The organism is Corynebacterium sp. HMSC06G04, from assembly GCF_001807365.1.
Classification (GTDB): Bacteria; Actinomycetota; Actinomycetes; order Mycobacteriales; family Mycobacteriaceae; genus Corynebacterium; species Corynebacterium simulans.
Window position 1 is genome coordinate 24,741 of record NZ_KV788628.1, and the last position, 24,581, is coordinate 49,321.

Here is a 24,581-nt window from a genome sequence, read left to right on the forward strand (position 1 = left end):
TTAGATGGCCGCGAAGCCGCGCTCGAGGTCAGCGATGATGTCATCGATTGCTTCGATACCAACGGAGAGGCGAATCGTGGCCTGGGTGATGCCAGCTACCCGCAGCCCCTCCTCGTTGGATTGCGAGTGGGTGGTGGTAGCCGGGTGCACCACAAGCGAACGGGTATCGCCGATGTTGGCCAGATTGGAATGCAGCTTGAGGGAATCGATGAACTTCCAGGCGGTTTCTGTGGCCGCTGCGGGTTCGCCCGACTCGGTGGCCACTTCGAAGGAGAGTACCGAACCGGTGTATTGGTAGCCGAGCTTTTCCTTGGTGGTCTTATACGGGCTAGATTCGAGGCCGGCGTAATTGACCTTGGCCACCTTCGGATGCGCCTCGAGGAATTCCGCAACTGCCTGGGCATTTTCGTTGTGGCGCTGCACGCGCAGCTCCAAAGTTTCCAGCCCGGTCAAGGTCAGCCAAGCGTTGAAAGGCGAGACTGCCGCACCCGTATCGCGGAGGATGCCAGCGCGGGCGCGTAGCGCGAAAGCTGGTTCGCCGAGGTCTGCGAAGCGTAGGCCATGGTAGCTTTCGTCGGGTTCGGTGAAGAACGGAAATACCGGCTTGCCGTCGCGCTGAACGGTCCAGTCAAAGGTGCCGCCGTCGACGATGACGCCACCGATGGCCGAGCCCGAGCCGGAATAGAATTTGGTGGTGGAGGCGACAACGATGTCCGCGCCGAGCTCTAACGGGCGTGCCAGCGCCGCGGTAGCGATGGTGTTGTCCACAATCAGCGGCACTTGGTTTGCGTGCGCTACCTCAGTGATTGCCGGAATATCCAGCACATCTGCCACTGGGTTGCCGAAGGTCTCTCCATAGAAGGCCTTGGTATTTCCGCGCACAGCGCACTGCCATGACTGCGGATCATCGGGATTCTCGACCAGAGTTACTTCAATGCCGAGACGGTGCAGCGTATGGGTAAAAAGGCTATTCGTTCCGCCATAGAGGCGAGGGGAGGCCACGATGTGGTCGCCCGCGCCAGCCAGCGTTTCGATGGCGGCGGTTTCTGCCGCCTGCCCAGAGGCAAAGGCCACTGCGGCTACGCCGCCTTCGAGCGCCGCTAGACGACGCTCGAGTGCGTCCACCGTGGGATTTGTCAGCCGGGTGTAGATGGGGCCGGCGTCGGCAAGCGCAAAGCGAGCGGCGGCATGCTCGGCCGAATCAAAGACGTAGGAGGTGGTTTGGTAAATCGGAATGTTGCGGGAGTTGGTGGAGCCGTCGAGATCCTGGCCTACGTGCAGGCAGCGGGTAGCGAGGGCGAGGTTTTCAAGGTTGCTGGTGTCGTATTTTGTAGCCATGAGCAAAGACTAGACCAAGCGGTTCACAATGGGTATGGATGTGGGGAAAATTTGACGTTTGCCCAGCAAGTGAAATGAATAAAAACAGACAAAGCGGTCGGCAGGTAGCCGACCGCTAGTCGCGGTGTGGGTTTAGCGCGAGTTTATTTTTGGGAGCCTGAGCGCTGGTGGATGAGGTACCAGCCGCCTAGGATGCCGCCGAAGAGTAGAAGGGCAGCCGCAATGAAGACCATTGCGACCGTGACGGTTTGGTGTGGGTCGTTCAGAAAAATCATCGAAACAATCGCCGCAAGGAAGATGGCGGCAAAGAGGGTGATTAGCCAGTTGCGCTTGGTGTGCTCTGCGAAAGTCATGCTTAAAATAATACGACAAAATCCGAATTAAACAACTTTCGAGGCTGGGGTTGGTGGCGTTAGCCTGTATGTACTCTGATTTTTGTAGCGCTTTGCAAATGGTGATCGAATTAACATCGTTGGGAAATCGCTTTAAAGATAAAGCAAATCGGGAGGTGCGGTCGACGTGCATTATTGCGTTTTACTTGGGGAGATATAAAAATTAGCTGAAAGTCAGCAATGGGGGAATGGTCTAGCTATTGGCGGATGTCAACCTTCCGTATGACCGCCTTTGGGGAAGGTGGGCGCGTGCCCAGCTATTTAACTCTAGTTTTTCCGTCCATAATCGGTGTGGGTGCCTTCTGACTCGGGACACCTTGGCGCGCAGCCTAAGCGTCAGCACATTGAGAAGACAGGAAAATATATGTCCACCACTACTAGCCACGAGGACCGCCGCAAGCCGGTCCTTAAGCTCAGCAGCGTGTGGGTGCAGGGCGTCGCCTTAGTCATGATCTTTGGCTTTCTAGTCATGGGTTTCTTGGCGTACCGCACTTACAACGCGTCTATGCCTCTTCCGGAAAAGATTGTTTCCGAAACCACCGGTGAGACCATCCTGACCAAGGATGAGATTCTGAACGGTCAGGCTCTCTACCAAACCCGCGGCCTGCAGCAATACGGCTCCGTCATGGGACACGGCGCCTACTTAGGCCCTGACTACACGGCGGAATACCTCCGCATGTCTTTGGATAAGGCACGCGAGCTTAACGACGCCAACGGTTATCCCGATTTCATCTCCTCAGACGCGACTCCAGAAGAAGCAGTCCAGCAGGAGTTCCGTACCAACCGCTATGACGAAGCAACTGGTGTACTGAAGTGGACCGATAACCAAATCGCTGCTTTCGAGTCCAACAAGGACTACTACGCGAAGTACTTTGGCGAAGACTCTCATAACAAGGGACTTCCATCTGAGTTCATTACAGACAAAAAGCAGATCAACAACCTTGTTGGTTTCTTCGGTTGGACTGCATGGGCTTCTGCGGCAGAGCGCCCGGGCCACGATTACTCCTATACCAACAACTGGCCGGCTGAGCCACGCGTGGATAACGGCCCGACCGCAGACCTCGTGGTCTGGTCTGTGCTCTCGCTCATCGCGCTGATCGGCGGCACCGGCCTTATCTTCGCGATTTATGGCCGTTGGTCTAAGTCCATTGGTTGGCACGCAGAAGAGGCGCCAAACCTCGACTTCACCCAGCCGGGCGAGGTAGGTCTTAGCAAGTCGCAGAAGGTCGTGGCATGGTTTGTCCTTGTCATCGCATTGCTCTTCCTCATCCAGGCGCTCCTGGGTGCAGCCTCACAGCACTACCGCACGGAGCTAACCGGCTTCTTCGGTATCCCATTGCAGGAGATCCTGCCGTATAACGTCTCGCGTACTTGGCACCTCCAGCTGTCGCTGCTATGGACTGCAGGCGGCCTGCTTGCTGCCGGTATTTTCTTGGCCTCTTTCGTGGGCAAGAAGGAACCGAAGAAGCAGCACTGGCTGGTTTGGTTCCTGCTCGGTGCCATCGCGTTTGTGGTCTTTGGCTCCATGGCCTTCGAGTGGCTGTCCACCATGGGCTACATCAAGGAAGGCACCCTGTTCTCCCAGCAGTGGGAGTTCCTTGACCTGCCGCGCTTCTTCCAGATTCTGCTCACTGTGGGCATGTTTGTCTGGATTGGCATCATCTTCCGCCAGCTGCGCGGCCGCCTGAAGTACGAACACAAGTCCAATATGCCGTGGCTGTTCTTCTACGCCGGCATCGCCATCCCTGCTTTCTATGCAGTGGGTAACCTGGCTGGCTCCGAGACCCATATCTCTGTTGCCGAGTTCTGGCGCTTCTGGGTCGTCCACCTGTGGGTGGAGGACTTCCTCGAGCTGTTTACCACCGTGATGGTGGCCTATGTCTTCGTGCTTCTCGGCGTCATCCGCGAGAAGATCGCCCTCGGCATCATCTTCTTGGACATTATTTTGTACTCCACCGGTGGCGTTTTGGGCACTATGCACCACCTGTACTTCTCCGGTACCCCGGTTGAGCACATGGCACTTGGCGCTTTCTTCTCTGCTGCCGAGGTCGTGCCGCTGACCCTGCTGACCGTTGAGGCTTGGACCTTCATGCAGCTCGGTTCCCGTCAGCGCGCCTCCGGCGAACGCCCATTCCCACACCGCTGGGCAGTTATGTTCCTGGTTGCAGTTGGCTTCTGGAACTTCTTGGGCGCCGGCATCTTCGGCTTCCTAGTCAACCTGCCGATCGTCTCTTATTACGAGATCGGTACCGCGCTGACCGCAAACCACGCACACGGCGCAATGATGGGCGTATACGGCTTCCTGGCCGTCGGCCTGTCCGTGTTCGCGCTGCGCTACCTTATCCCGAAGGAAAAGTGGTCCGACAAGGCCATGGCGTGGTCCTTCTGGCTGCAGAACATCGGTCTGCTGTGGATGGTTGTTATTTCGCTGCTCCCGTTGGGCGTTATGCAGCTCTACGAATCCGTGGCTTCCGGATACGTCGAGGCACGTTCCCTGGGCTACATCACCGAGCCTGGCAACTTCATCATGGAGTGGCTGCGCATGCCTGGCGACGTCATGTTCTTAGCCGGCATCATCCCGTTCCTATGGATGGCGCTCAAGGGCGTGCTGTTTAACAAGGAAATCCCGACCATCGAAGAGCACCCGAAGGATCCGCTGTTTAGCATCATCGCGCCTGACGACGACGATCACGCCGGCGAGGTGCCCGTCGCGGGCGCTGCCTCCAGCGTCGGCCTTGTCTCCGGCGGAAAGGGTCGTGTGGATACCCGCGACGGCGCGCACAGCACTGGACGAGTGGCAGGCCGCCGCTATGGCTACATCGACGAGCGTGGCGCCTTCGTTGAAGAGCAAGCCCCGGACTCGGGCCGCGGCGATTCTGCAGCTTCTGGCCCACAGGACCCAGAGTTCGAATCGCGCACCAAGTGGGGCGGCACCTACCGCTCCGACAAGCGGGCGGACGGTAATCCTGGCCAGAAGAAGCCAAATCAGAATAAGCCGGATCAGAAGAAGTAGGGACACATAATGCAAGCTCCAGGAATCTTTACCCTCCTGGCGGTGTGCTACGGCCTGTTTCTTCTGGTTGTAGCGTGGGGCTTTGATGCTATGGCGAAGCAAACCGCCAACCGCACCATGGCTAACCGCGCTGGCACTTTCCGCTACTTGGAGGAACACGACGCCTGGCAGTGCCCTGAGGATCAGTGGCTTTGGCCGTCGAGCTTTGACCCGGAAAACCGCGTCATGCGTTACCGCGCCAACCCCACGGTGTGCAATACCTGTCCAGTAAAGGATGCCTGCACGGTCTCCCACCATGGCAGGGAAGTCACCCGGCAGCTCGACCCATGGCCACACTCCGACTCTGGTCGTTTCCACCGCGGAATTGCCCTCGCGGTGGCCGCTATGGGCTACCTGCTCCCGCTGTCGTCCCTAATTACCAACCACTCGCTGTCCGAGGTGCTTATCACCCTTGCCACCGTCTTGGTGATTACCGGTCTTGGTGTCTATCCGTTGGCACGCCACCTGTGGAATACACCATCGAATGCGCCGCAGATCGTCGTCCCCGAAATGGACAACCGTGAAGCCGAGCTGGCCGCCCAAATCGACCGCTATGGTTCGAAGTACGGCAAGTCCAGCCGTTATCGCTCGGAACGCAAGAAGGAAGAAGCTAGCTAATGTCAGCACTCGTTTTCTGGCCGATCGTCATCGGCATCATCGTCGCGCTCATCATCGTCTTTTTGATGTACTCGCTGAAAGTTATCAAACAGTACGAGCGCGGAGTGGCCTTCCGATTCGGTCATCTGCGTCCGCTCATGGAGCCGGGCCTGCATTTCATGTGGCCGGGCATCGATAAGCTCGAGCGCGTGGACCAGCGCGTGGTGACACTTACCATCCCGCCGCAGGAAATCATCACCAAGGACAACGTCTCCGTGCGTGTGAACGCCGTGGTCATGTTCGAGGTGACGGATTCGCTCAAGGCCGTGCTGGAAGTGGAAAACTATGCCGTCGCTACGTCGCAAATCGCGCAAACGACTCTGCGTAGCCTGTTGGGCCGCGCGGATCTCGATGATCTCCTCGCACACCGCGAAGAACTCAACGAGGATCTTGCGAATATCATCAACGGCCAGACCGAGCGCTGGGGCGTAATCACCCGCATCGTGGAGATCAAGGACGTGGAAATCCCAGAAATGATGCAGCGTGCCCTTGCCCGCGAGGCAGAAGCCGAGCGTGAGCGTCGCGCCAAGGTCATCTCCGCACACGGCGAGTTGCAGTCTTCCCGCGAGCTGCGAGAAGCCGCGGAGGAGCTGGGTAAGGCTCCTGCGGCTTTGCAGCTTCGTTACCTGCAGACGGTGCTGGAGTTAGGCGCAGACCAGAACTCCACCATCGTCTTCCCACTGCCGATGGACATCATGGGTGGCTTCATGGATAACCTCGGCACCTTCTCGAAGGGATTTAAGGATTTCAACGAGAACTTCTCGCAGCTAGCCGGCGCTAAAAAGGCTGAGGATAAGTAACGTCCTAGGCAGCCGCAGTAAACCGTTAGCGCAGCAACTAAAGGGTCACGTTCTATGCGTGGCCCTTTCGGCTTTTCCTGCACGCGGCTCAGTGCCGCCAGGCATGCTCGTAGGCAGGTTGGCTGCGCACGCGCATGAGTGCGCAATCAGTGCGAGATCCTACCCATTAAAGAGATGCGGCTTCTGCGACCGCAGCGAGTGCTAGCGCCAATTCCAAGTCGCTGAGGTGGCCAAAGCCCAATACGACTCCGTTTGGTGCTTTCTCTCCGCCCCAGTAATCAGCTAGTGCAGTAAGTCCGATTCCCTGTTCCGCTGCCCGTGTGACCACCGCTGCCGCTGGGCGTTCGCAGAGCAACACAGCGTGCAGACCACCGCGAATTGGTAGCAGCTCGACGCCAGGTAGCGTGCGGAAGGTGGCGGTGACTAGGTCACGGCGGCGTCGGTAAGCGCGGCGCATTTTGCCGGTGTGACGGCGCAGCGCACCGCTGGCCATAAACCCCGCCAACGCATCTTGGGTAATAGAGCTCACGGGCTGCCCAAAAAGCTGACGCTGCTGCACAAGCGGCTCGCGCAGGTGCTCCGGGACGACGAGATATCCACAAGCGATGGTCGGGGAGATCACCGAGCTAAACGTGCCCAACAGCGCCGTGTGCTCGGGCTCGAGGGCAGTCAGCGCGGGCAAAGGTTGGCCTACGTAGCGCAGTTCGGAGTCGAAATCGTCCTCAATGATGAGTACCCCCGTCTCCCGTGCCCACCGCACCAGCTCCGTTCGACGAGCAGCCGAGAGGGAATCGCCGTACGGATATTGATGGCTCGGAGTGACGATGAGCGCATCTAGGTCCGTTAGCGGAACACGCACACCCTCTGAATCGGTAGGTACTTCCACGAGGGTATGGCCTAAAGCCTCCGGTACCTTGCGCAGACTGGGATAACCCGGCGATTCCACGCCAATACGCAGCTGCTTAGCGACGCCCCGCAATAACAACGCAAGCCCCTCACGCGCACCGGCGGTGACGAGGATGCGATCCGGATCTACCGCAAGGCCGCGCATGTGGCGGAGGTGGTGACCGATTTCTTGGGTTAGAAGGGGAGCGTTGGCAAGCGCGGCGGCGTTGCGCCAGGCAGCACGCCATTCGGGGGTGATGAGGCTCGTTGTATCGGGTAGGCCGGGGGTTAGCTCCACCCGGTTGAGGGGCGGTGGGGTGTGCGATTTCGGGGCGGTCGCGGGGGCTTTGGTGGGGTGGAGGCGAGGATTGATGCGGGTTCCGGAGCCGGTGCTTGCGATGAGGTAGCCCTCGGCGATGAGTTGATCGAAAGCGGTTACCACAGTTCCGCGCGAGACGCCTAGCTGCGCCGATAAGGTGCGGGTTGAATCTATCTGCTCGCCTGGCAGCAGTGCGCCAGTGGCAACCATCTCGCGGATGGCTGCCGCAATCTGCACTGGCAGCGTCCGCGAATCGTCCGGGTCGAGGCCTAAATTCATATCCTCATCTTAAAGTGGTCTAATCCAAATGGCCTAGATTGGACCTTGTTGTGGACCACTTTATGCGGTTCGATGATCCGCATGGCTGAAAACAAGACTGAGAACAAGACTGAAAATAAGACGGAAAATACTTCCAAGATTGCAACCACCCGCGTCAAGCGCGGCCTTGCGGATATGCTCAAGGGCGGCGTCATCATGGATGTCGTTACCCCGGAGCAGGCAAAGATCGCCGAAGATGCTGGTGCTGCAGCCGTCATGGCCTTGGAGCGTGTGCCAGCGGATATCCGCGCGCAGGGCGGCGTCGCTCGTATGTCGGACCCAGACCTTATTGAGGGAATCGTTGATGCGGTTTCCATCCCGGTGATGGCAAAGTCTCGTATTGGCCACTTCGTTGAGGCGCAGATCCTGGCCGAGCTCGGTGTGGACTTTATTGACGAGTCCGAGGTTCTATCTCCGGCCGATTACGTCAACCACATCAACAAGTGGGACTTCGACGTGCCTTTCGTCTGCGGTGCTACCAACCTGGGCGAAGCGCTGCGCCGTATCACTGAGGGTGCTGCGATGATTCGTTCCAAAGGCGAAGCCGGTACCGGCGACGTCTCCGAGGCAGTAAAGCACCTGCGTACCATTCGTGGCGAGATTGCCCGCCTACAGCACCTGGATCGCGATGAGCTTTATGTCGCAGCCAAGGAGCTGCAGGCTCCGTACGACCTTGTCGCAGAGGTGGCAGAGACCGGTAAGCTGCCGGTCGTGCTCTTCGTTGCCGGTGGTGTCGCAACGCCTGCCGACGCCGCACTCGTCCGTCAGATGGGCGCCGAGGGCGTCTTCGTCGGCTCCGGTATCTTCAAGTCTGGCAATCCGGCTGCTCGCGCGGAGGCCATCGTTAAAGCGGCCACGCTGTATGACCAGCCAGCTGAGCTGGCGAAGATTTCCCGCGGTCTCGGCGAGGCGATGGTAGGCATCAACGTGGCTGACGTTCCGGCTCCGCACCGTTTGGCTGAACGTGGCTGGTAAGACAGATACGGCGGAAAAGGCGGATAATGCGGCGAAGCCTGGCAAAGCGCTGACGATTGGCGTGCTGGCCTTGCAAGGCGGCGTCGAGGAGCACGTGGCGATTCTGGAATCTCTCGGCGCACACGTAACCCGCGTGCGCTTGCCCCGGGAATTGGATGGCCTTGATGGCATCGTGCTTCCAGGCGGCGAGTCTTCCACCATCGACCGCCTTGCCCGCGCCTTCGAGCTCGCGCAGCCGCTTCGCGACGCCATCCGTGCCGGCCTACCCGTCCTCGCCACCTGCGCCGGACTGATTTACTTGGCCCGTGAACTGGAGAATCCGGCGCCTGGGCAACAGAGTCTCGGTGTACTTGACGTCGTCGTGCGCCGCAATGGATTCGGGAACCAGCGCTTCTCTGAAGAGCGCACTGTGCCCGTGCGCTTGGATGAGGAGGAGCTGGCTGTGGAGGCGTCTTTCATCCGCGCGCCTATCGTTACCTCGCATGGCACAGGGGTGGAAGTAATTGCCACCGTTCCTGAGAGTGACGGAACTCCAGTTGTCGTGGGAGTACGGGAAGACAACGTCATCGCTTTGAGCTTCCATCCAGAAGAAAATGGCGATGACCGCATCCACGCGCGATGGTTGGCAGGCTTAAGCGTGTAGCTATAAACCGTCAGATAGCTGCGAATTTGACCATCCTGGGCGCCAAGGCGTTGTGGCTGGTAGAAGGCCTGGGTAGCTTGATGGCTATGAGCCTTAAGACATACCTTGCAGCACTCAGCCGAGGCGTTGACCTCGTCGCTGAGTGCGAAGGCATGTCTGCCGCACAGCTGATTTCTTTAGGTGCCACGTCTGCTGATGCCGCCGAGCTTCTGGCGCTACACAGCACCTATTTTGGGCCGACGTCGTTTAGCAAGAAGCAACGCACCGCCGTTGCACACGCGCGAAACCAGCAGCATAGCCTGAGCACCCTGCGGCGCATCGAACATTTTGTTTCGCGAGTTAAGAAGAAAGTCGCGGCGTGGAATTTGCGCGTCGAACTCTGCGCGGCGGCGTCGCCAGAGGTAGAAAGGCTCGCGCGCAAACGCTTGAAGGAGATGCAGCCGCCGCGGGTAGCATCTGAACGTGCTACTTTGCGCCAGCACCCCAATGGTCTGGCCACGCTGACTGTCACTGGTTCTTCGATGGGAATTACGGATGTATTCAAAGGCATCGACCAGTCTCGCCCCGGCGCGAGCTTCTTGGAATCGCAGTCCGAGGGCGGAGTGCGCACGCAGGCTACCACGATGGTGGTAGTCCATCTCGAGGATTATTGCGAGCTGCAGCGCGGTAATGGTCGCGATGATGGCGATGTTATTTTGCGCACTACCTCCGGTGCCACAATGACTGGTGCGGAGTATCTTGAGCGTACTTTTTCCGGCGAGGGATTCGTTACCCTGATTAGCCGCGAGGAAGGGCCGGTGGATCTATACCGCATGTCGCGCTTTGCTTCGCCGAAGCAGCGAAAGATGTTGTCAGCAGAAAACCCCACCTGCGCCTGGCCGGATTGCAAAGTTCCGGCTGAGCGTTGCCAGATACACCACATCGAGCCTTGGGTCCACGGTGGCGAAACCAACGTTTCAAATATGGTTCCGCTGTGTTCCTACCACAACGGTGTAAACGGCGATGACCCGAATGCGCCTCCCGAACGCGGGCGCATGCTCCGCATCGGCGGGCGGGTGGCATGGCAGCCACCGTACGAAGCTCCGCCTACCTTCGTTACCTAGCAGTAACCCAGCTGTAGTTGCCAGAACTAGCGCAATCGCTTGGGCGATTGCGCCTACACGCATGCCTTAAGCACCAGCGAGGCCGCGGCGCTTGAGCAGCGGCTCGACGTCCTTGTCTCGGCCACGCAGTTCGCGGTAGGTTTCGGTGAAATCGCGCGATGCGCCCTTGGACAAGATGAGCTTGCGGAATTTCTCGCCAGCTGCACGAGCTTGCTCGTCCGAGTCACCGGCGCCTTCTTCCTTGAACCAAGAAAATCCATCGGCGTCGAGGACCTCGGCCCAGAGGTAGGAGTAATAGCCTGCAGAGTATCCGCCGGCGAAGATGTGGTTGAAGTACTGGGAACGGTAGCGCGGCGCGATAAGCGGGTTGTTCAGCCCGGCCTTGGCTAGGGCTTGCTTCTCGAACTGCGCAACCTCCGCCGCCTTGAGGTCTGCGGTTTCGTCGAATGAAAGCGAGTGCCACGCCAAGTCCACAATCGAGGCCGCTAGGTATTCCACCGTGGCAAAGCCCTGGCCGAACTCGCTGGCTTCCGAAACTGCCTGCAAGAGTGCATCGGGGATGACCTCGCCGGTATCCACGTGGCGGGCGTAACGCTTCACCAGTGCCGGCTCCAATGCCCAGTTCTCATTAATCTGCGAGGGAAACTCGACCCAGTCTCGGGGGACGTTTGTACCTGCGAAAGTGGGGTATCGGACATCCGAGAGTAAACCATGCAGCGCATGGCCAAACTCGTGGAAGACGGTGCGCAGCTCGTCCAAGCTCAGCAGCGGCTGTGAACCATCGGCTGGCTTGGTAATTCCCATGACGTTCACGATCACCGGTTTGCGCTCCAGCAGACCTGCCTGACCCACAAACTCGCTCATCCATGCCCCGCCGCGTTTGGTGGGGCGGCCGAAGTAATCAGTGACAAACAGGCCGATGCCATTGTCCTTGTCCGTTGCGGGATCCTGGCCCTCGTCGAAAACCTCCCACACGCGCACGCCCTCGGCATATCCCTCCAAGTCATCGCGTGGGACAACCACGATGCCATAAAGACGATTTGCAGCAGCGAATACACCTTCCTCCAAGACCTGTTCGAGTGGGAAGTAATTGCGTAGTTCTTCCTCGTCCAGCGCGAAATCACGGGCACGCACCTGCGACTCCCAATATGGCCAATCCGCTGCGCTAAAGTCCTCATCGCGCAGGCTCGCTGCCTCGGCGAGCAACTTCTGTTCACCTTCTGCGTTGGCCTCAGCCGCAGGTGCTAGTTGGAAGAGCATATCGCGAGCCGCCTGGGCGCTTCCGGCAGTTTCTTCAGAGATGACATAGTCGGCATGCGAGGTAAATCCTAAAAGTTCCGCGCGCTCGGCACGTAGCTGTACGGCCTCGATGAGACCTTCTGCGTTTCCTTCGCCGCGGCGAGCAGACGCCTCATAAAGCTTCGCACGAGCCTCCGGCTGCACGAGACGGGCCTGCTCCGATTGCACAGTTGGCAGCTCTAGAGGAATCACGAAGCCTTCACGACCCAGAGCTTTTGCATCCGCGCTCGCGGAGGCCTTCCTCTCCTCCGGCAGGCCCTCCAACTCCTGTTCCGTGAGCTCCACCGCGAGTTTTCGGGTTGATTCCATCAGCGTTCGGCCGAATTCCTCAGACAGAGTCGAAAGACGCTGATTGATTTCCGAAAGCCGGGCCTTGCTTGCGGAATCTAAGTCCGCGCCTTTGCGAGCGAACGTACGCAGCAAATGAGCATATAGACGTTGGGATTCCTCGTCCTTGGGCGTGTCTACGCCCACTTCCTTCAAACGGGCGTAGAGAACCGCATTTTGATAGATCGCATCTTGATGGGCGGAAAGCTCTGGCCATAGCTGCGAACCGATGGCCTCCATACCGTCGGTGATATCGGTTCCGGAGAGATTCGCAAAGACAGCAATGACGCGTTCCAGGTCTTGTCCGGAGCTCTCTAGTGCTTCGACGGTGTTTTCCCACGTCGGGTCGGCGGGATTATCTACGATGGCGGCGATTTCGGCATCATGAAGCTGAAGAGCCTTGTGAAAAGCCGGGAGGAAGTGTTTTTCTTTAATCTCGGCAAAAGGTGGCAATTGGTAGGGCAGAGTAGACGGAGAAAGTAGTGGATTACTCATAAGTGAGCAATGTACCCAATAAGGGGCTGAAGCGGAGTGATTTGACTCTCACGCGACGTAAGGGAGTGAAATTTTGGTATGAGCATACACATGGAAGTAGGCGAAGCCGCAGAATTTCTGGGAGTCAGCGTACGTACTCTGCACTACTGGGAAGAACGCGGACTTGTTATACCGAACGCTCGTACGTGGTCTAACTACCGGCTTTATTCGGAGCAAGACATCGCACGGGCGCAAAGAGTTGTGGTCTACCGCGCTACGGGGATGCCGCTTAAAGATATAGCTGCGGCCCTGGAAGCGGGAGATAGTCCGGTGGAACACCTACGCCGCCAACAGGCGATGCTCATGGAAAAACAACGCCGCCTTGATGAACAAGTGCGCGCACTCGATGCCCTTTTGGAGGAAACCATGAATAACAACAATCTCTCGGTTTCGCAGATTGCGGCAGTGCTTGGCGATAGTTTCGCCGAACACCACGCCGAAGCCGAAGAAACCTATGGCGATACGGAAGACTGGGCTATCTCCCAGCGCAATGCAGCCCGCCGCAACGTGGCAGACTGGGAAGAGCTTAAGCAACGCCATGAAAAACTCGAGCGTGAGCTAGCCGCTGCTTGTACGGCCGGAATGGACCCCGCAGCGCCGGAAGCTTTACAGCTGGTAGAGCGACACCGCGAATTGTTAGGTGAGCACTTTCCGGTATCGAAGTCCAAACATGTGCTTATCGCGCGCGGCTACACCGCCGACGAGCGTTTCCGCGCTCACTACGATTCCCAGGCGCCAGGTCTTGCGCAGTGGCTCCAAGACGCGATTAACGCCGCCGCACACGCCGCGGGAATCGACCCAGACACCGCGCAATGGCGTTAGTGATGCTCAAACGCACCAAGCAAGCCTAAGCGCTGAGCTCAACGCAGTGCTGTACTCGAGCAACAAAAAGGCTCCCCTCCGTAAGAGAGGGGAGCCTTTTTGTTACGGTTTACTTCTTCAGGCCGTCAATGATCTCGTTGAAGGCAGCAACCGGGCGCATGACGGAGGAAATCTTTTCCTCGTCCGGTGCGTAGTAGCCGCCCAGATCAGCTGGGGAGCCCTGAACATCGAGCAGACCCTGCTGGATCTCGTCCTTCTTAGACTCGAGTGCCTCAGCAACCGGCTTGAAGGTCTCAGCCAGCTCAGCGTCTTCGGTCTGAGCAGCCAGCTCCTTGGCCCAGTTCAGGGTCAGGTGGAAGTGAGAACCACGGTTGTCGTTCTCGCCGACCTTGCGGGACGGGGAGTTGCCCTCGTCGAGGAGGGTCTCGGTGGCCTTGTCGAGGGCGTCGGCAAGCACCCCTGCCTTAGCGTTGCCGTGAGCGTTGAGCTCGTGGCGGAAGGACTCTGCCAATGCGAGGAACTCACCCAGGGAGTCCCAACGCAGGTGGTTTTCTTCCTCAACCTGCTGAACGTGCTTCGGCGCAGATCCGCCTGCACCGGTCTCGAAGAGGCCGCCGCCAGCCATCAGCGGAACCACAGACAGCATCTTTGCGGAGGTACCGAGCTCGAGAATTGGGAACAGGTCGGTGTTGTAGTCACGCAGCACGTTGCCGGTGACGGAGATGGTGTCCTCGCCCTTACGGATGCGCTCGATGGAGATCTTGGTTGCCTCGACCGGGGAGGCGATGGAGATATCCAAGCCCTCGGTGTCGTGGTCTTGGAGGTACTTCTCAACCAAGGAGGTGATGTTGCGGTCGTGTGCGCGCTCCGGGTCCAGCCAGAAGATGGTCTTCATGCCGGAAAGGCGAGCGCGGTTAACAGCCAGCTTGACCCAATCCTGGATCGGAGCATCCTTGGTCTGGCAAGCGCGCCAGATGTCGCCTGCCTCGACGTCGTGCTCGATGAGGACGTCGCCAGCGGAGCTAGTCACCTGTACGGTGCCGTTCTCCGGCACCTTGAAGGTCTTGTTGTGGGAGCCGTACTCCTCAGCCTTCTGAGCCATCAAGCCGACGTTCGGAACGGTACCCATGGTGGAAGGATCGAAAGCGCCATTCGCCTTGCAATCATCGATAACTGCCTGGTAGACGCCAGCGTAAGAAGAATCAGGGATGACAGCCAAGGTGTCCTGCTCTTCATCATTCTTGTTCCACATGTGGCCGGAGGTGCGGATCATGGCCGGCATGGAAGCGTCGATGATGACGTCAGATGGGACGTGCAGGTTGCTGATGCCCTTAGCGGAGTTGACCATAGCCAGGTCCGGACCGTTTTCGAGAGCAGCGTCGAATGCGGCCTTGATCTCTTCGCCATTCTCGAGGGAGTTCAGGCCCTCGTAGATAGCGCCGAGGCCGTTCTCGCCATTGAGACCAGCGGCCTCAAGCTGCTCGCCGTACTGTGCAAAGACATCAGCGAAGTAAGCGCGCACAACGTGGCCGAAGATGATCGGGTCAGAGACCTTCATCATGGTGGCCTTCAAGTGAGCAGAGAAGAGAACGCCCTCTTCCTTAGCGCGTGCAACCTGAGCCTTCAGGAACTCATCCAGAGCCTTTGCGGAAATGAAGGTGCCGTCAACAACCTCGCCCTTTAGAACCGGTAGCTTCTCCAACAGCACGGTCTCAGCGCCGTCCTCAGCAACGAGCTTGATGGAAAGGGTGTCATCCTGCTCCAGGATGACGGACTTCTCATTGTGGCGGAAGTCGTTATCAGACATGGTGGCCACGTTGGTCTTGGAATCAGCAGACCAAGCGCCCATCTTGTGTGGGTACTTCTTCGCGAAGTTCTTCACTGCGATGGGAGCGCGGCGGTCAGAGTTGCCCTCACGCAGCACCGGGTTCACAGCGGAACCGGTAACCACAGCGTAGGCCTCCTGCGCGTCCTCGTAATCCGGGACGTCGTAACCTGCAGCCTGCAGCTCAGCGATTGCCTTCTTTAGCTGGACGAGGGAAGCGGAGATGTTCGGCAGCTTGATGATGTTAGCTTCCGGAGTCTTAGCCAGCTTGCCCAGCTCAGCGAGGGCGTCTTCGACCTTCTTGTCGCCGAGGCGCTCCGGGAACTGCGCCAGGATGCGGCCGGCCAGGGAGATATCGCGGGTTTCTACCTCGATGTCTGCGGTGGAGGCGAAGGCCTCAACAACCGGCTTGAAAGAGTAGGTTGCAAGCAGCGGAGCTTCGTCCGTGCGGGTCCAGATAATCTTTGCCATGATTCTCCTAATTAAAACGTGAAAATGTTTCGACCTACCAGAATACCTACTTAGTATTCGCGGCGTTGACGACTACCCCTCAGAGACCCCACGCTTCCAATATCCCATGAAAGACACAGCCGAACGGGGCACGCCGGCCTCTTTAACCAGCAATCGACGCATACGCTTGACGACGCCGCTTTCTCCCGCAATCCACCAATACGCATCGCTTGCAGCGCGCTCGCCTAGTTCTTCACCGGAAGAGGAATAGGCGGGGGTTTCCCAGAGGATTTCGCGCTCCACGACGCTGCTTAAGGAGTTCGGTTGTAAGTCTTTATCGGCAGGGGCGGGAGAGGGAAGACCTGCGAGGTGGGCGAGGGCGCCGATAAGTGAGGCTTCGTCGTGCGGGAGGAATTCCACCTTGACACCGGCTGGAGCAGCGAGTGCTTGGGCATCCTGGAAGTAGGGCACCGCAATGTGCACAGTGCCGGTCAGCCCCGCCGGCCATTCGTCGAGGATGCGGGCGATTGCAGGCAGTGCGGTTTCATCGCCCAGAATGTGGATTTCGCGGGACTCGCCGGGCTGGAATTCGATGCCAGGGCCTGGGGCGTCGGTGGCGTGGGGAGCAATCACGTAAATGCTATCGCCGGGTTTGGCCGCGTGTGCCCAAGAAGATGCTGGCCCGGTTTGCCCAGGGGCAGTATGCAGGACGAAGTCGACGGTGAGGATGCCGTTTTCGCGGTCTAAATCGCGTACAGAATATGTGCGCATCGCTCCGCGGGTAGCCGGGTCGAGCTTTTGCCAGGAACTGAACCAATCTTCTGCGGCAGGCAGTTCAGGCAGGCCGGCAGGGCCGGGGATGATCAGCTTGATGCGCAGATCGTGGATCGCACCTGCAGGGCCCATTTCTTTCAATCCAGACAGGCGTACGCGTTGAAAGCTTGGCGAAATCCGCGTGGAGTCGACGACGGTCGCGCGGAATGGTTGATAGGCCACTTATTTCACCCTCCTTTTCCCAATCGGCATGACAGCCGGCAGCCCCGAGACTGGATCATCAACGATGACCGAGTCAACACCGAACACGTCGTGCACGGTCTGGTGTGTCAAAACTTCCTGCGGGGTGCCTTGAGCGTAGACCGTGCCATCTTTAACAGCGATGAGCGCATCGGAGTACCGGGCAGCCAAGTTGAGGTCATGGATGACCATCACGATGGTGGTGTCATGCTTTTCGTTCAAGTCCACCAGCAGGTCGAGGACTTCGAGCTGATGCTTGATATCGAGATAGGTGGTGGGCTCATCCAAGAGCAAGATGTCGGTGCGCTGGGCTAGTGCCATGGCGATCCACACGCGTTGGCGTTGGCCGCCCGAGAGCTCATCGATAGAGCGCTGCGCCAGGCTGGCGACGCCCGTCAGCTCCATCGATTCTTCCACAATTGCGTAGTCTTCCTGACTCCAGCGGCCAAGCAGCCCCTGGTGCGGAGTACGCCCGCGGCCGACGAGGTCCGCGACCACGATTCCGTCCGGCGCGATTGGTGATTGCGGTAGCAAGCCCAGCGACGTGGCGAGCTGTTTGGTCGGGATATCGGCAATCTTCTTACCGTCTAGGAAAATGTCGCCGCGTGTTGGCTTTAGCAGACGGGAGAGCGAACGTAGGAGGGTCGACTTACCGCAGCCGTTTGGGCCGACGATGGAGGTTATCTTTCCTGGGGCGAGCGAGAGGGATAGATCGCTTAAGATGTCGTGCTCGCCGTAGCTTAGGGTGATTTCCTGCGCGGAAAGTTGTGCTGATTGTTTCATTGTGGCGACGGTGTCCTAACGGTTGGTACGGGTAAGCAAATAGATAAGGAAGGGAGCGCCGAGCGCACCGGTGACGACTCCGACCGGATAGCGGGTGCCGAAGAAGTATTGTCCGGCCATGTCCGCAGCAAGAACTAGGATGGCACCGATGGCACCGGCGGGAGCGATCATCGAAGGTCCCTGACGGAAAAGCCGGGTGGCGATTGGCCCTGCCATAAATTCCACGAATGCAATGGGGCCTGTCGAAGCGGTGGCCACTGCGATGAGGATGACCGCACCGACAATTGCCGTAACGCGTACAGCGTTAAGGCGGAGGCCGAGTCCGACGGCGAGGTCGTCGCCAAGCCGTAGCACGTTGAGTTTGTGGCCGAGCATAACCATGACCGGCGCGATGACTACTACCGCCACGAGGAGGGGGAGGCCACGCTGCCAAGACATGGTGTTGAGTGAGCCCGTAATCCACCGTGTGGCCGTGGGCAGGTCATAGGACGGTGCTTTCGATAGCACGAAGTTCGTCCAGGCCTGCAAGATTGCGGCCATACCGATGCCGATGAGAATCAGGCGGGTGCCGGTAAAACCTGACTTGAGCGACGACAAATAGATGGCTCCGGCAACAGCGAGGGAACACAGCAGCGACTAAATCGAGACTGTGGTTTGGGAAGCATTGAAAAAGACGATTGCCGTAATGCCTGCGGCTGAGGCGCCGGAGGAGATGCCGATGATATCCGGCGAGGCTAGCTGGTTGCGCAGCATGGTTTGGAAGGTCACACCGGCGATGCCGAAAGCGATTCCTGCAGCCACGGCCACGGTGGCCCGCGGCAGGCGTAGTTCGCCGACGGTAAAGGAAGCGCCGGGAACGGTCTCTCCGAGTAAGACCTGGAGGATCTTCTGGGGGCCGTAGACGGTCTCGCCAAACATGAGTCTGGCGGCCCACAACACTACGATGAGAGCGATGAGCGCGCTAAGGCACCAGGCAAAAGAACGAGTGCGGGCACGGCGCTGCTGCTGGAGTGTTTGCATTAGAGATCACGCACCTTTGTGCGACGGACGATCCAAATAAACAATGGCGCTCCGATAAGCGGGGTGAGGATTCCGACGGCAATCTCGCTGGGGCGTGCGACGACGCGGCCCAAAGTATCGGCTGCGACGAGCAGGAAGGCGCCGGCGAGGCCGGTCATCGGCAGGAGAAGTCGATGGTCGGTTCCTAGGGCCATGCGCATCACGTGAGGGACGATAAGGCCCACAAAAGCGATGGGGCCGGCGAGCGCCGTGGCCGTGCCGCACAAGATGACTGCCCCGACAACGGAGATTAGGCGCGCACGCAGGACGTTGATGCCGAGGCCGGTGGCGACGTCGTCGCCAAGCGCAAGTGCGTTGAGCGCTGTCGAACAGGCCAACACGATGACAAGACCCAGCACTAGGAAAGGCAGGGCCATAGCGATATGCGGCCACTGGGCGCCGCCAACGGAGCCAATTTGCCAGAAACGGAACTGGTCCATGACATCGGTGCGGGGCAAAAGCACGGCGCTGACCAAGCTCGAGCAGGCCGCGGCTGTAGCGGCGCCGGACAGCGCGAGCTTTAGGGGAGTAGCGCCTCCGTGGCCTAGGGAACCGACGAAATAAACAAACGCCGCGGCCGCGAAAGAACCGATGATGGACACAATCATCGTCGGAACAGGGCGCGAGAGTCCGAAGAACGCGATACCCACGACCACAGCGAGGGAAGCACCAGACAGGATGCCGAAGATGCCGGGGTCGGCGAGGGGATTGCGGGTCATGGCTTGCAACGTGGTGCCCGACATGGCGAGTGCAGCTCCGACGAATAGTGCCAAAACGGTGCGGGGCACGCGCAAGTAGGCGGCGGCCTCACTGGCGGTGGCAGTGGAACCGCTAAGCGCTGAGAGGGCGTCGGATAGGGAAATCGTGCGCACGCCAAACATGACCGAAGCCACCACTGCGGCAACAGTGGCGGCCAATAGTCCGATGCTGACGGCGGTCTTTTTAGCCGTCATGGAATTAGCCCTGCAAACCGGAGTTCAAGCGCTCGAAGTATTTATCGATACCCCATGGAATAGAAAGCGGAGATTGGTTAGCAGAAGCACCGAGCGGGCCGTTGTCGAGGAATACAACGTGGCCAGCCTTTACGGCCGGAATTTTGCCCTTAAGCGGATCCTTTTGCATTTCCTCCAAAGTCTTCTTGTCATCTGCCGCGTTGCCGGAGGAGTAGGCCACGACGAGATCGACGTCGTTGAATTCTTCCGGCTTTTCGGCCGAGACCTCAACCCAGAACTGCTTCGCGTCTTCGGAGTTCTTCTCTACGATGTCCGGGGTTCCGAGACCGTGTTCAGCAAGGAAGCCCATGCGCGGATCCTCAGTGGTAAAGAAACCAATCTTGGAGGCGTCAGTGGTGCCGCCGAATGCGGTGAACAGGAGCTTCTTGTCCTTTAAGTCTGGATATTTGCTCAGGGCCTTTTCGGTTTGTTTATCGAGGTCGTCGACAAGCTTTTTGCCTTCGTCTTCCTTGCCGATGGCCTCAGCGTTCATCTCCACCATCTCTTCCATGGACGTAGCCCATGGAACATCGGGGTAGGCTACGATGGGAGCGATCTTGGACAGCGTGTCGTAATCTTCCTGCGTCAAGCCAGAGTAGGAGGCCAGGATGACGTCCGGCTGGGTATCGGCGACCTGCTCGAAGGGGATGCCGTCGGTTTCATCGAAAAGCGTCGGGGGTTCAGCACCGAGCTCCTTTAGCTTTTCTTCGGTCCACGGCATGATGCCGTTGCCGTTGTCATCGCCCCAGGTGGACTTGGACATGCCCACTGGTACAACGCCAAGGGCTAGGGGGGACCTCGTGGTTAGCCCAGCCAACGGTGGCTACGCGCTCAGGCGCCTTCTCGATAGTGGTCTCACCGAAAGCGTGCTCGATGGTGACGGGGAAAGCGGCCGAGTTCGCGTTGTCTGCAGAGGAGACAGACTCGTTGCTGGTCGATTCTTCGGACGAGCAGGCGGTGACGCTGAATAGGGTGGCTGCCGCTGCGACGGAGGCGATGATGCTTTGTGCACGTACGAGGGGGAGATCTCCTTGCTTGGTGGATCAGCAGTGATTACTGGATAAGGTATCCTGTTCTAACTTAGGCAAGCCTATTACACAACGACTATGTTGCGTAATTTCTGCGGTGTGAGCTTTGGCATAAAAGTCCGATGGTGTGGGAATAACCCAGTTCAGTCTCTCTGACTTACGCACACCGTCTGCCCCGCGCTAAGGTCTCCGCACGTGAAACCTGTCTCTTCTACCGCCGCGTCCGCCGATAGTTCGCGTCCCGATGCTTCGCCTGCCGATGCTTCGCCTGCCGATGCTTCGCGTGCCGATGCCTTGCTTGCCGACGCCGCACCCAAGCCCCGCGTCCCCCGCCAAACCGAGATTTCCAATGCCCGCCGTACACTGGTGACCCTCGCCCTTGCGCTGGGTGCGTTTTCGATTGGCACCACCGAGTTCGTGTCGATGGGCTTGCTGCCGCTTATCGCAGGTGACTTTGGCATTACGGAGGACGCTGCCTCGACGCTGATTTCGGTCTACGCGCTCGGCGTTGTGGTCGGTGCGCCGGTGATTTCTGCGGTAACGGGCAAACTCCCGCGCCGTCGACTGATCATTTTGCTAATCGCATTTCTTCTGGTTGGCAACCTGCTGACGGCACTGGCGCCAAACCTGGCGACGTTACTTATCGCCCGTTTTATTGCGGGCTTGCCGCACGGCGCTTATTTCTCCGTGGCTAACCTCTCGGCTGCGGCGATGGCGCCGAAAGGCGCTCGTGGTAAGGCGATGGCCGCAATCGGCATGGGCTTGGCCGTGGCCACGGTCGTCGGCGTGCCAGCAGCCCAAGCACTGGGCCAGAGCTTGGGTTGGCACGCGGCTTACTTCATCGTCGTCCTGCTCGCGCTGGCGACGATGATTCTGCTGTTTTTCCTTTTCCCACACATGACTCAGATGCCTTCGACGGATATCTCCACTGAGCTGGGCGCTTTGAAGAACCTGCAGGTATGGCTTTCTGTCATCATGGGCATCGTCGGCTTCGGCGGCATGTTCGCCGTCTACACCTACATCACCTGGACGATGACCGAAGTTGCGGGAATGCCAGAGCACTGGACCTGGGCGGTGCTGATGATTTACGGCATCGGAATGACCATCGGCAACGCTGTAGGCGGCGCGCTTGCTGACCGCAACACCGAATACTCCATCGTCTGCGCCCTCCTCTGTTTGGTTGCGACCTCGCTCATCTTCTTCTTCGGCGCCCACAATCTGTGGGTGGCCGCCACCGCGTTCGGTTTCCTAGCCTTCTTCGGCTCCGTCCTTATCCCATCACTGCAGCTGCGCCTCATGATTGTCGCCGGCGATGCCCAGACCCTGGCTTCCGCGCTCAACCAGTCCGCGTTGAACATCGCGAACGCCACGGGCGCGGCTTTGGGCGGACTCGTCGTCGGTGCGGGCTTTGACTACAACGCCACCTCGCTTGTCGGTGCGGTGCTCGCATCGGGCGGTATCGTTGTCTGGTTCATCACGCAGGTAACCGCCAAGCGAAGCGGTGTTTATAGCAAGATCATCGAACAAAGCTAGAGAGGCTATGAGCTCGCAGGCATCCACCGGCGCTGGCGGGCGCGGAGCTAGCCGCGGTGGCGGTTGCGGTTTGTCTGCTTGCGCGTAAGTAGACTGGCGCGCATGACTTTTACTATCGCAAGCGTTAACGTCAACGGAATTCGCGCCGCCTGCAAGCAGCGCAATGAAAACAACCCAGGCATGAATGCGTGGCTTGCTGAGACTGCGGCGGACGTCGTCCTCATGCAGGAAGTCCGCGCGAATTCGAAGGAGACGGAGAAGGCGCTTGCCCCAGCTTTGGAGGCCGGCTGGCACCTCGAGCAGGCAGAGGCTGCCGCTAAGGGGCGCGCGGGCGTGGGCATCTTGTCGCGCACGCCGCTTAGCGACGTCACCGTTGGCTTCGGTTCCTTCCTCGATGCCGGTCGCTTCATTGCGGCTACCGTTAAGGACCCAGAGGGCAAGGACGTTCGCGTGGCGTCGCTGTACCTGCCTTCGGGCGATACGGATTCACCAAAGCTCGATGAAAAGTATCTTTTCCTCGACGAGTTCTCGGGCGTGTTGTCTGAACTGGCAGAGGCTTACCCGCAGGCGGTTATCGGCGGTGACTGGAATATCTGCCATCGCGCGCAGGATCTGAAAAACAACAAGGCCAACGAGAAGAAGTCGGGCCACCTGCCGGAAGAGCGCGCTTTCATGGATCACGTCTTTGGCACCTTCCCGGACGACGCGCCGCAACCGAAGAAAGGGTTGGGCGATTACCTGGGCGTCGTGGAGTATGCGACCAAGACTGACTGGTCCACCCGCGTGCCGGGGGAGGAAGACGTCAAATGGTACGACGTTGCAAGGCGCTTGGCGCCAGAGGCTGATGGTCCATATACCTGGTGGACCTATCGCGGCCAGGCTTTTAACAATGACGCAGGCTGGCGCATCGATTATCAGGCGGCGACCAAGGACTTGCTCTCCCGTGCAGAAAAAAGCTGGGTGGAAAAAGCACCAAGCGTGGAGGAGCGGTGGTCGGATCATTCCCCTTTGCTGGTGCAGTATCGCTAAGCGGTGTTAAACTGACTCAGTCTTTAAACCCTTAAGTTCGTATACGGAGAACCTAATGACCCGCGCAATTATTTACTTCGTGCTCGGCGCCGTACTGCTCGGCCTGGGTATTTGGTGGTGGACCATCGTAGGTCCGTCCTTCGCCTTCCTGGCTCCTATTATCCTCCAGGGCGTCGGCGGCGCGTTCATGGTCGCTGGTTGGGCAGTTATGCTCGACGTTCATGCGCCAACCTCCCGCAAGCTTTAAAGCCTGCGCATCTTTGATGCCTCTTTCCCGCCTTTGGGGAAGGGGCATTTTTGATCTCTTGGGTGCGCGCTGCAGCTGCCGGGGTAGAGTGAATAACCATGAATGAGCAGAATCCATCCCGCGTACTGTCCGGTATCCAACCCACGGCTGATTCCTATCACCTGGGTAACTACTTGGGAGCGCTGAAGCAGTGGATCGATCTGCAAAACGGCTACGAGGCCTTCTACTTCATCCCTGATCTGCACGCGATTACCGTCGAGCAGAATCCGGAGGAGCTGCGCAACCGCACCGTCGCGGGCGCCGCACAGCTTATTGCGCTGGGTATTGACCCGGAAAAGTCCACGCTTTTTGTTCAGTCCCACGTTCCGGCACATACGGAGCTGACTTGGGTGCTGCAGTGCCTGACCGGTTTCGGCGAGGCCTCCCGCATGACCCAGTTCAAGGATAAGTCTGCAAAGCACGGCTCGGATCGCACAACGGTTGGCCTGTTTACTTACCCAATGCTGATGGCAGCCGATATCCTCCTGTACTCCCCGGACTACGTGCCGGTGGGCGAGGACCAGCGCCAGCACCTGGAGCTAACCCGCAACCTGGCGGAGCGCTTTAACAACAAATACGGCGAGGTTTTCCGCGTTCCGGAACCATTCATTCCGGAAGGCGCTGCGAAGATCTATGACCTGCAGGAGCCGACTTCGAAGATGTCGAAGTCGGGAGATAATCCGAAGGGCCTTATTAACCTGCTGGATCCGCCTAAGACTTCCGCGAAGCGCATCAAGTCTGCGGTCACCGATGACTTGGGCGTTGTAGCCTTCGACCGCGAGAAGCAGCCGGGCGTGTCCAATTTGCTGGTCATCCAGTCTGCGCTCACGGGCGAGAAGATTGATGCACTGGTGGAGAAGTACGCCGACAAGGGCTATGGCCACCTCAAGGTGGATACCGCCGATGCGCTAGAGGCGTTTACCACTCCTTTGAAGTCGCGCTATGACGAGCTTATGGCGGACCGCGGCGAGCTGGAGCGCCTGCTGGCTAAAGGCGCAGAGGCGGCTTCGGAGATCGCAGAACCGCTCGTGGAGAAGGTTTACGAGGCAGTCGGATTCCTCCCCCGACTGCGCAAATAATCGCTAGCTAATCTGCGCGGTGGTGGTGTGACACGCTAA

Annotated in this window: 19 protein-coding genes and 2 pseudogenes; 11 read left to right on the forward strand and 10 right to left on the reverse strand. The window is 58.9% G+C overall.

The genetic code is table 11. The features are described 5' to 3' along the window. Together HMPREF3158_RS11865 and HMPREF3158_RS11870 are read right to left on the reverse strand one after the other, a co-directional pair. Positions 1–1,338, reverse strand: coding sequence for an O-acetylhomoserine/O-acetylserine sulfhydrylase (locus HMPREF3158_RS11865; protein ID WP_070498668.1), 1,338 nt, complete (start codon positions 1,336–1,338; stop codon positions 1–3). A 143-nt stretch (positions 1,339–1,481) separates the two neighbouring features. Further along, the gene (locus HMPREF3158_RS11870; protein ID WP_070498669.1) at positions 1,482–1,691 is read right to left on the reverse strand and encodes a hypothetical protein; all 210 of its coding nucleotides are present in this window, start codon (positions 1,689–1,691) and stop codon (positions 1,482–1,484) included. 403 nt (positions 1,692–2,094) lie between these two features. Between HMPREF3158_RS11870 and HMPREF3158_RS11875 the strand changes: the two genes are divergently transcribed. Genes HMPREF3158_RS11875 through HMPREF3158_RS11885 form a run of 3 tightly spaced genes read left to right on the forward strand, consistent with a single transcriptional unit; the run spans position 2,095 to position 6,239 of the window. Next, positions 2,095–4,743 carry a nitric-oxide reductase large subunit gene (locus tag HMPREF3158_RS11875; RefSeq protein WP_070498671.1) on the forward strand — a complete coding sequence of 883 codons (2,649 nt, stop codon included), beginning with the start codon at positions 2,095–2,097 and terminating at the stop codon, positions 4,741–4,743. Between the two features lie 9 nt (positions 4,744–4,752). After that, on the forward strand, positions 4,753–5,400 hold the full coding sequence (locus tag HMPREF3158_RS11880) for a hypothetical protein (protein ID WP_061920693.1): 648 nt from the start codon (positions 4,753–4,755) through the stop codon (positions 5,398–5,400). Then, positions 5,400–6,239, forward strand: a complete 840-nt coding sequence (locus tag HMPREF3158_RS11885) for an SPFH domain-containing protein (protein WP_061920695.1) — start codon at positions 5,400–5,402, stop codon at positions 6,237–6,239. Before HMPREF3158_RS11880 ends, HMPREF3158_RS11885 begins: the two co-directional genes overlap by 1 nt. 166 nt (positions 6,240–6,405) lie before the next feature. On the opposite strand, the gene HMPREF3158_RS11890 is transcribed toward HMPREF3158_RS11885, so the two are convergent. Next, positions 6,406–7,722 carry a MocR-like pyridoxine biosynthesis transcription factor PdxR gene (locus HMPREF3158_RS11890; RefSeq protein WP_070498673.1) on the reverse strand — a complete coding sequence of 439 codons (1,317 nt, stop codon included), beginning with the start codon at positions 7,720–7,722 and terminating at the stop codon, positions 6,406–6,408. An 81-nt stretch (positions 7,723–7,803) separates the two neighbouring features. Here HMPREF3158_RS11890 and pdxS point away from each other — a divergent pair, with 81 nt between their 5' ends. The 3 genes from pdxS (at position 7,804) to HMPREF3158_RS11905 (ending at position 10,482) form a co-directional block, all read left to right on the forward strand. Next, a complete protein-coding gene (pdxS, locus tag HMPREF3158_RS11895; RefSeq protein WP_062039143.1) occupies positions 7,804–8,736 on the forward strand; it encodes a pyridoxal 5'-phosphate synthase lyase subunit PdxS in 933 nt (310 codons plus the stop codon). A gap of 49 nt (positions 8,737–8,785) precedes the next feature. Further along, the gene (pdxT, locus tag HMPREF3158_RS11900; RefSeq protein WP_070432702.1) at positions 8,786–9,379 is read left to right on the forward strand and encodes a pyridoxal 5'-phosphate synthase glutaminase subunit PdxT; all 594 of its coding nucleotides are present in this window, start codon (positions 8,786–8,788) and stop codon (positions 9,377–9,379) included. 86 nt (positions 9,380–9,465) lie between these two features. After that, positions 9,466–10,482 (forward strand): HNH endonuclease signature motif containing protein, encoded by a 1,017-nt coding sequence (locus HMPREF3158_RS11905; RefSeq protein ID WP_062039135.1) that lies wholly within the window; start codon positions 9,466–9,468, stop codon positions 10,480–10,482. Between the two features lie 66 nt (positions 10,483–10,548). On the opposite strand, the gene HMPREF3158_RS11910 is transcribed toward HMPREF3158_RS11905, so the two are convergent. Then, complete coding sequence (locus HMPREF3158_RS11910) at positions 10,549–12,603, reverse strand: M3 family metallopeptidase (protein WP_062035787.1); 2,055 nt, start codon at positions 12,601–12,603, stop codon at positions 10,549–10,551. 78 nt (positions 12,604–12,681) lie between these two features. Between HMPREF3158_RS11910 and HMPREF3158_RS11915 the strand changes: the two genes are divergently transcribed. Next, positions 12,682–13,464 (forward strand): MerR family transcriptional regulator, encoded by a 783-nt coding sequence (locus tag HMPREF3158_RS11915; protein ID WP_062035786.1) that lies wholly within the window; start codon positions 12,682–12,684, stop codon positions 13,462–13,464. A gap of 109 nt (positions 13,465–13,573) precedes the next feature. Here the strand turns inward: HMPREF3158_RS11915 and HMPREF3158_RS11920 are convergent, their stop codons facing one another. The 6 genes and pseudogenes from HMPREF3158_RS11920 to HMPREF3158_RS11945 form a co-directional block, all read right to left on the reverse strand. Next, the gene (locus tag HMPREF3158_RS11920; protein ID WP_070498675.1) at positions 13,574–15,760 is read right to left on the reverse strand and encodes an NADP-dependent isocitrate dehydrogenase; all 2,187 of its coding nucleotides are present in this window, start codon (positions 15,758–15,760) and stop codon (positions 13,574–13,576) included. A 72-nt stretch (positions 15,761–15,832) separates the two neighbouring features. Next, complete coding sequence (locus tag HMPREF3158_RS11925; RefSeq protein WP_062035784.1) at positions 15,833–16,735, reverse strand: siderophore-interacting protein; 903 nt, start codon at positions 16,733–16,735, stop codon at positions 15,833–15,835. Then, the gene (locus HMPREF3158_RS11930; protein ID WP_062035783.1) at positions 16,736–17,536 is read right to left on the reverse strand and encodes an ABC transporter ATP-binding protein; all 801 of its coding nucleotides are present in this window, start codon (positions 17,534–17,536) and stop codon (positions 16,736–16,738) included. A 15-nt stretch (positions 17,537–17,551) separates the two neighbouring features. Next, a pseudogene (locus tag HMPREF3158_RS11935) lies at positions 17,552–18,556 on the reverse strand (FecCD family ABC transporter permease). Then, positions 18,556–19,548 carry a FecCD family ABC transporter permease gene (locus HMPREF3158_RS11940; protein WP_062035782.1) on the reverse strand — a complete coding sequence of 331 codons (993 nt, stop codon included), beginning with the start codon at positions 19,546–19,548 and terminating at the stop codon, positions 18,556–18,558. The pseudogene HMPREF3158_RS11935 and the gene HMPREF3158_RS11940 overlap by 1 nt, the downstream one beginning before the upstream one ends. Before the next feature lie 4 nt (positions 19,549–19,552). Then, positions 19,553–20,588: pseudogene (locus HMPREF3158_RS11945) on the reverse strand (iron-siderophore ABC transporter substrate-binding protein). 222 nt (positions 20,589–20,810) lie between these two features. Between HMPREF3158_RS11945 and HMPREF3158_RS11950 the strand changes: the two are divergent. From HMPREF3158_RS11950 to trpS, 4 genes are all read left to right on the forward strand, one after another. Then, positions 20,811–22,148, forward strand: coding sequence for an MFS transporter (locus tag HMPREF3158_RS11950; protein ID WP_235591313.1), 1,338 nt, complete (start codon positions 20,811–20,813; stop codon positions 22,146–22,148). A 102-nt stretch (positions 22,149–22,250) separates the two neighbouring features. Then, on the forward strand, positions 22,251–23,177 hold the full coding sequence (locus HMPREF3158_RS11955; protein ID WP_070498676.1) for an exodeoxyribonuclease III: 927 nt from the start codon (positions 22,251–22,253) through the stop codon (positions 23,175–23,177). Positions 23,178–23,232: 55 nt separating this feature from the next. Then, complete coding sequence (locus HMPREF3158_RS11960; RefSeq protein WP_049147434.1) at positions 23,233–23,424, forward strand: hypothetical protein; 192 nt, start codon at positions 23,233–23,235, stop codon at positions 23,422–23,424. Between the two features lie 98 nt (positions 23,425–23,522). Further along, positions 23,523–24,542, forward strand: a complete 1,020-nt coding sequence (trpS, locus tag HMPREF3158_RS11965) for a tryptophan--tRNA ligase (protein ID WP_061920716.1) — start codon at positions 23,523–23,525, stop codon at positions 24,540–24,542. The last annotated feature ends 39 nt before the right edge of the window (positions 24,543–24,581 follow it).

What these genes read in the sequence shown, in the direction of transcription:
- HMPREF3158_RS11920 (WP_070498675.1), bottom strand. Translation starts at nt 15,760, where the DNA reads ATGGCAAAGATTATCTGGACCCGCACGGACGAAGCTCCGCTGCTTGCA.
- HMPREF3158_RS11875 (WP_070498671.1), top strand. Translation starts at nt 2,095, where the DNA reads ATGTCCACCACTACTAGCCACGAGGACCGCCGCAAGCCGGTCCTTAAG.
- HMPREF3158_RS11870 (WP_070498669.1), bottom strand. Translation starts at nt 1,691, where the DNA reads ATGACTTTCGCAGAGCACACCAAGCGCAACTGGCTAATCACCCTCTTT.
- HMPREF3158_RS11910 (WP_062035787.1), bottom strand. Translation starts at nt 12,603, where the DNA reads ATGAGTAATCCACTACTTTCTCCGTCTACTCTGCCCTACCAATTGCCA.
- HMPREF3158_RS11960 (WP_049147434.1), top strand. Translation starts at nt 23,233, where the DNA reads ATGACCCGCGCAATTATTTACTTCGTGCTCGGCGCCGTACTGCTCGGC.
- trpS (WP_061920716.1), top strand. Translation starts at nt 23,523, where the DNA reads ATGAATGAGCAGAATCCATCCCGCGTACTGTCCGGTATCCAACCCACG.
- HMPREF3158_RS11915 (WP_062035786.1), top strand. Translation starts at nt 12,682, where the DNA reads ATGAGCATACACATGGAAGTAGGCGAAGCCGCAGAATTTCTGGGAGTC.
- HMPREF3158_RS11880 (WP_061920693.1), top strand. Translation starts at nt 4,753, where the DNA reads ATGCAAGCTCCAGGAATCTTTACCCTCCTGGCGGTGTGCTACGGCCTG.
- pdxS (WP_062039143.1), top strand. Translation starts at nt 7,804, where the DNA reads ATGGCTGAAAACAAGACTGAGAACAAGACTGAAAATAAGACGGAAAAT.
- HMPREF3158_RS11930 (WP_062035783.1), bottom strand. Translation starts at nt 17,536, where the DNA reads ATGAAACAATCAGCACAACTTTCCGCGCAGGAAATCACCCTAAGCTAC.
- HMPREF3158_RS11890 (WP_070498673.1), bottom strand. Translation starts at nt 7,722, where the DNA reads ATGAATTTAGGCCTCGACCCGGACGATTCGCGGACGCTGCCAGTGCAG.
- HMPREF3158_RS11885 (WP_061920695.1), top strand. Translation starts at nt 5,400, where the DNA reads ATGTCAGCACTCGTTTTCTGGCCGATCGTCATCGGCATCATCGTCGCG.
- HMPREF3158_RS11865 (WP_070498668.1), bottom strand. Translation starts at nt 1,338, where the DNA reads ATGGCTACAAAATACGACACCAGCAACCTTGAAAACCTCGCCCTCGCT.
- HMPREF3158_RS11940 (WP_062035782.1), bottom strand. Translation starts at nt 19,548, where the DNA reads ATGACGGCTAAAAAGACCGCCGTCAGCATCGGACTATTGGCCGCCACT.
- HMPREF3158_RS11955 (WP_070498676.1), top strand. Translation starts at nt 22,251, where the DNA reads ATGACTTTTACTATCGCAAGCGTTAACGTCAACGGAATTCGCGCCGCC.
- HMPREF3158_RS11905 (WP_062039135.1), top strand. Translation starts at nt 9,466, where the DNA reads ATGAGCCTTAAGACATACCTTGCAGCACTCAGCCGAGGCGTTGACCTC.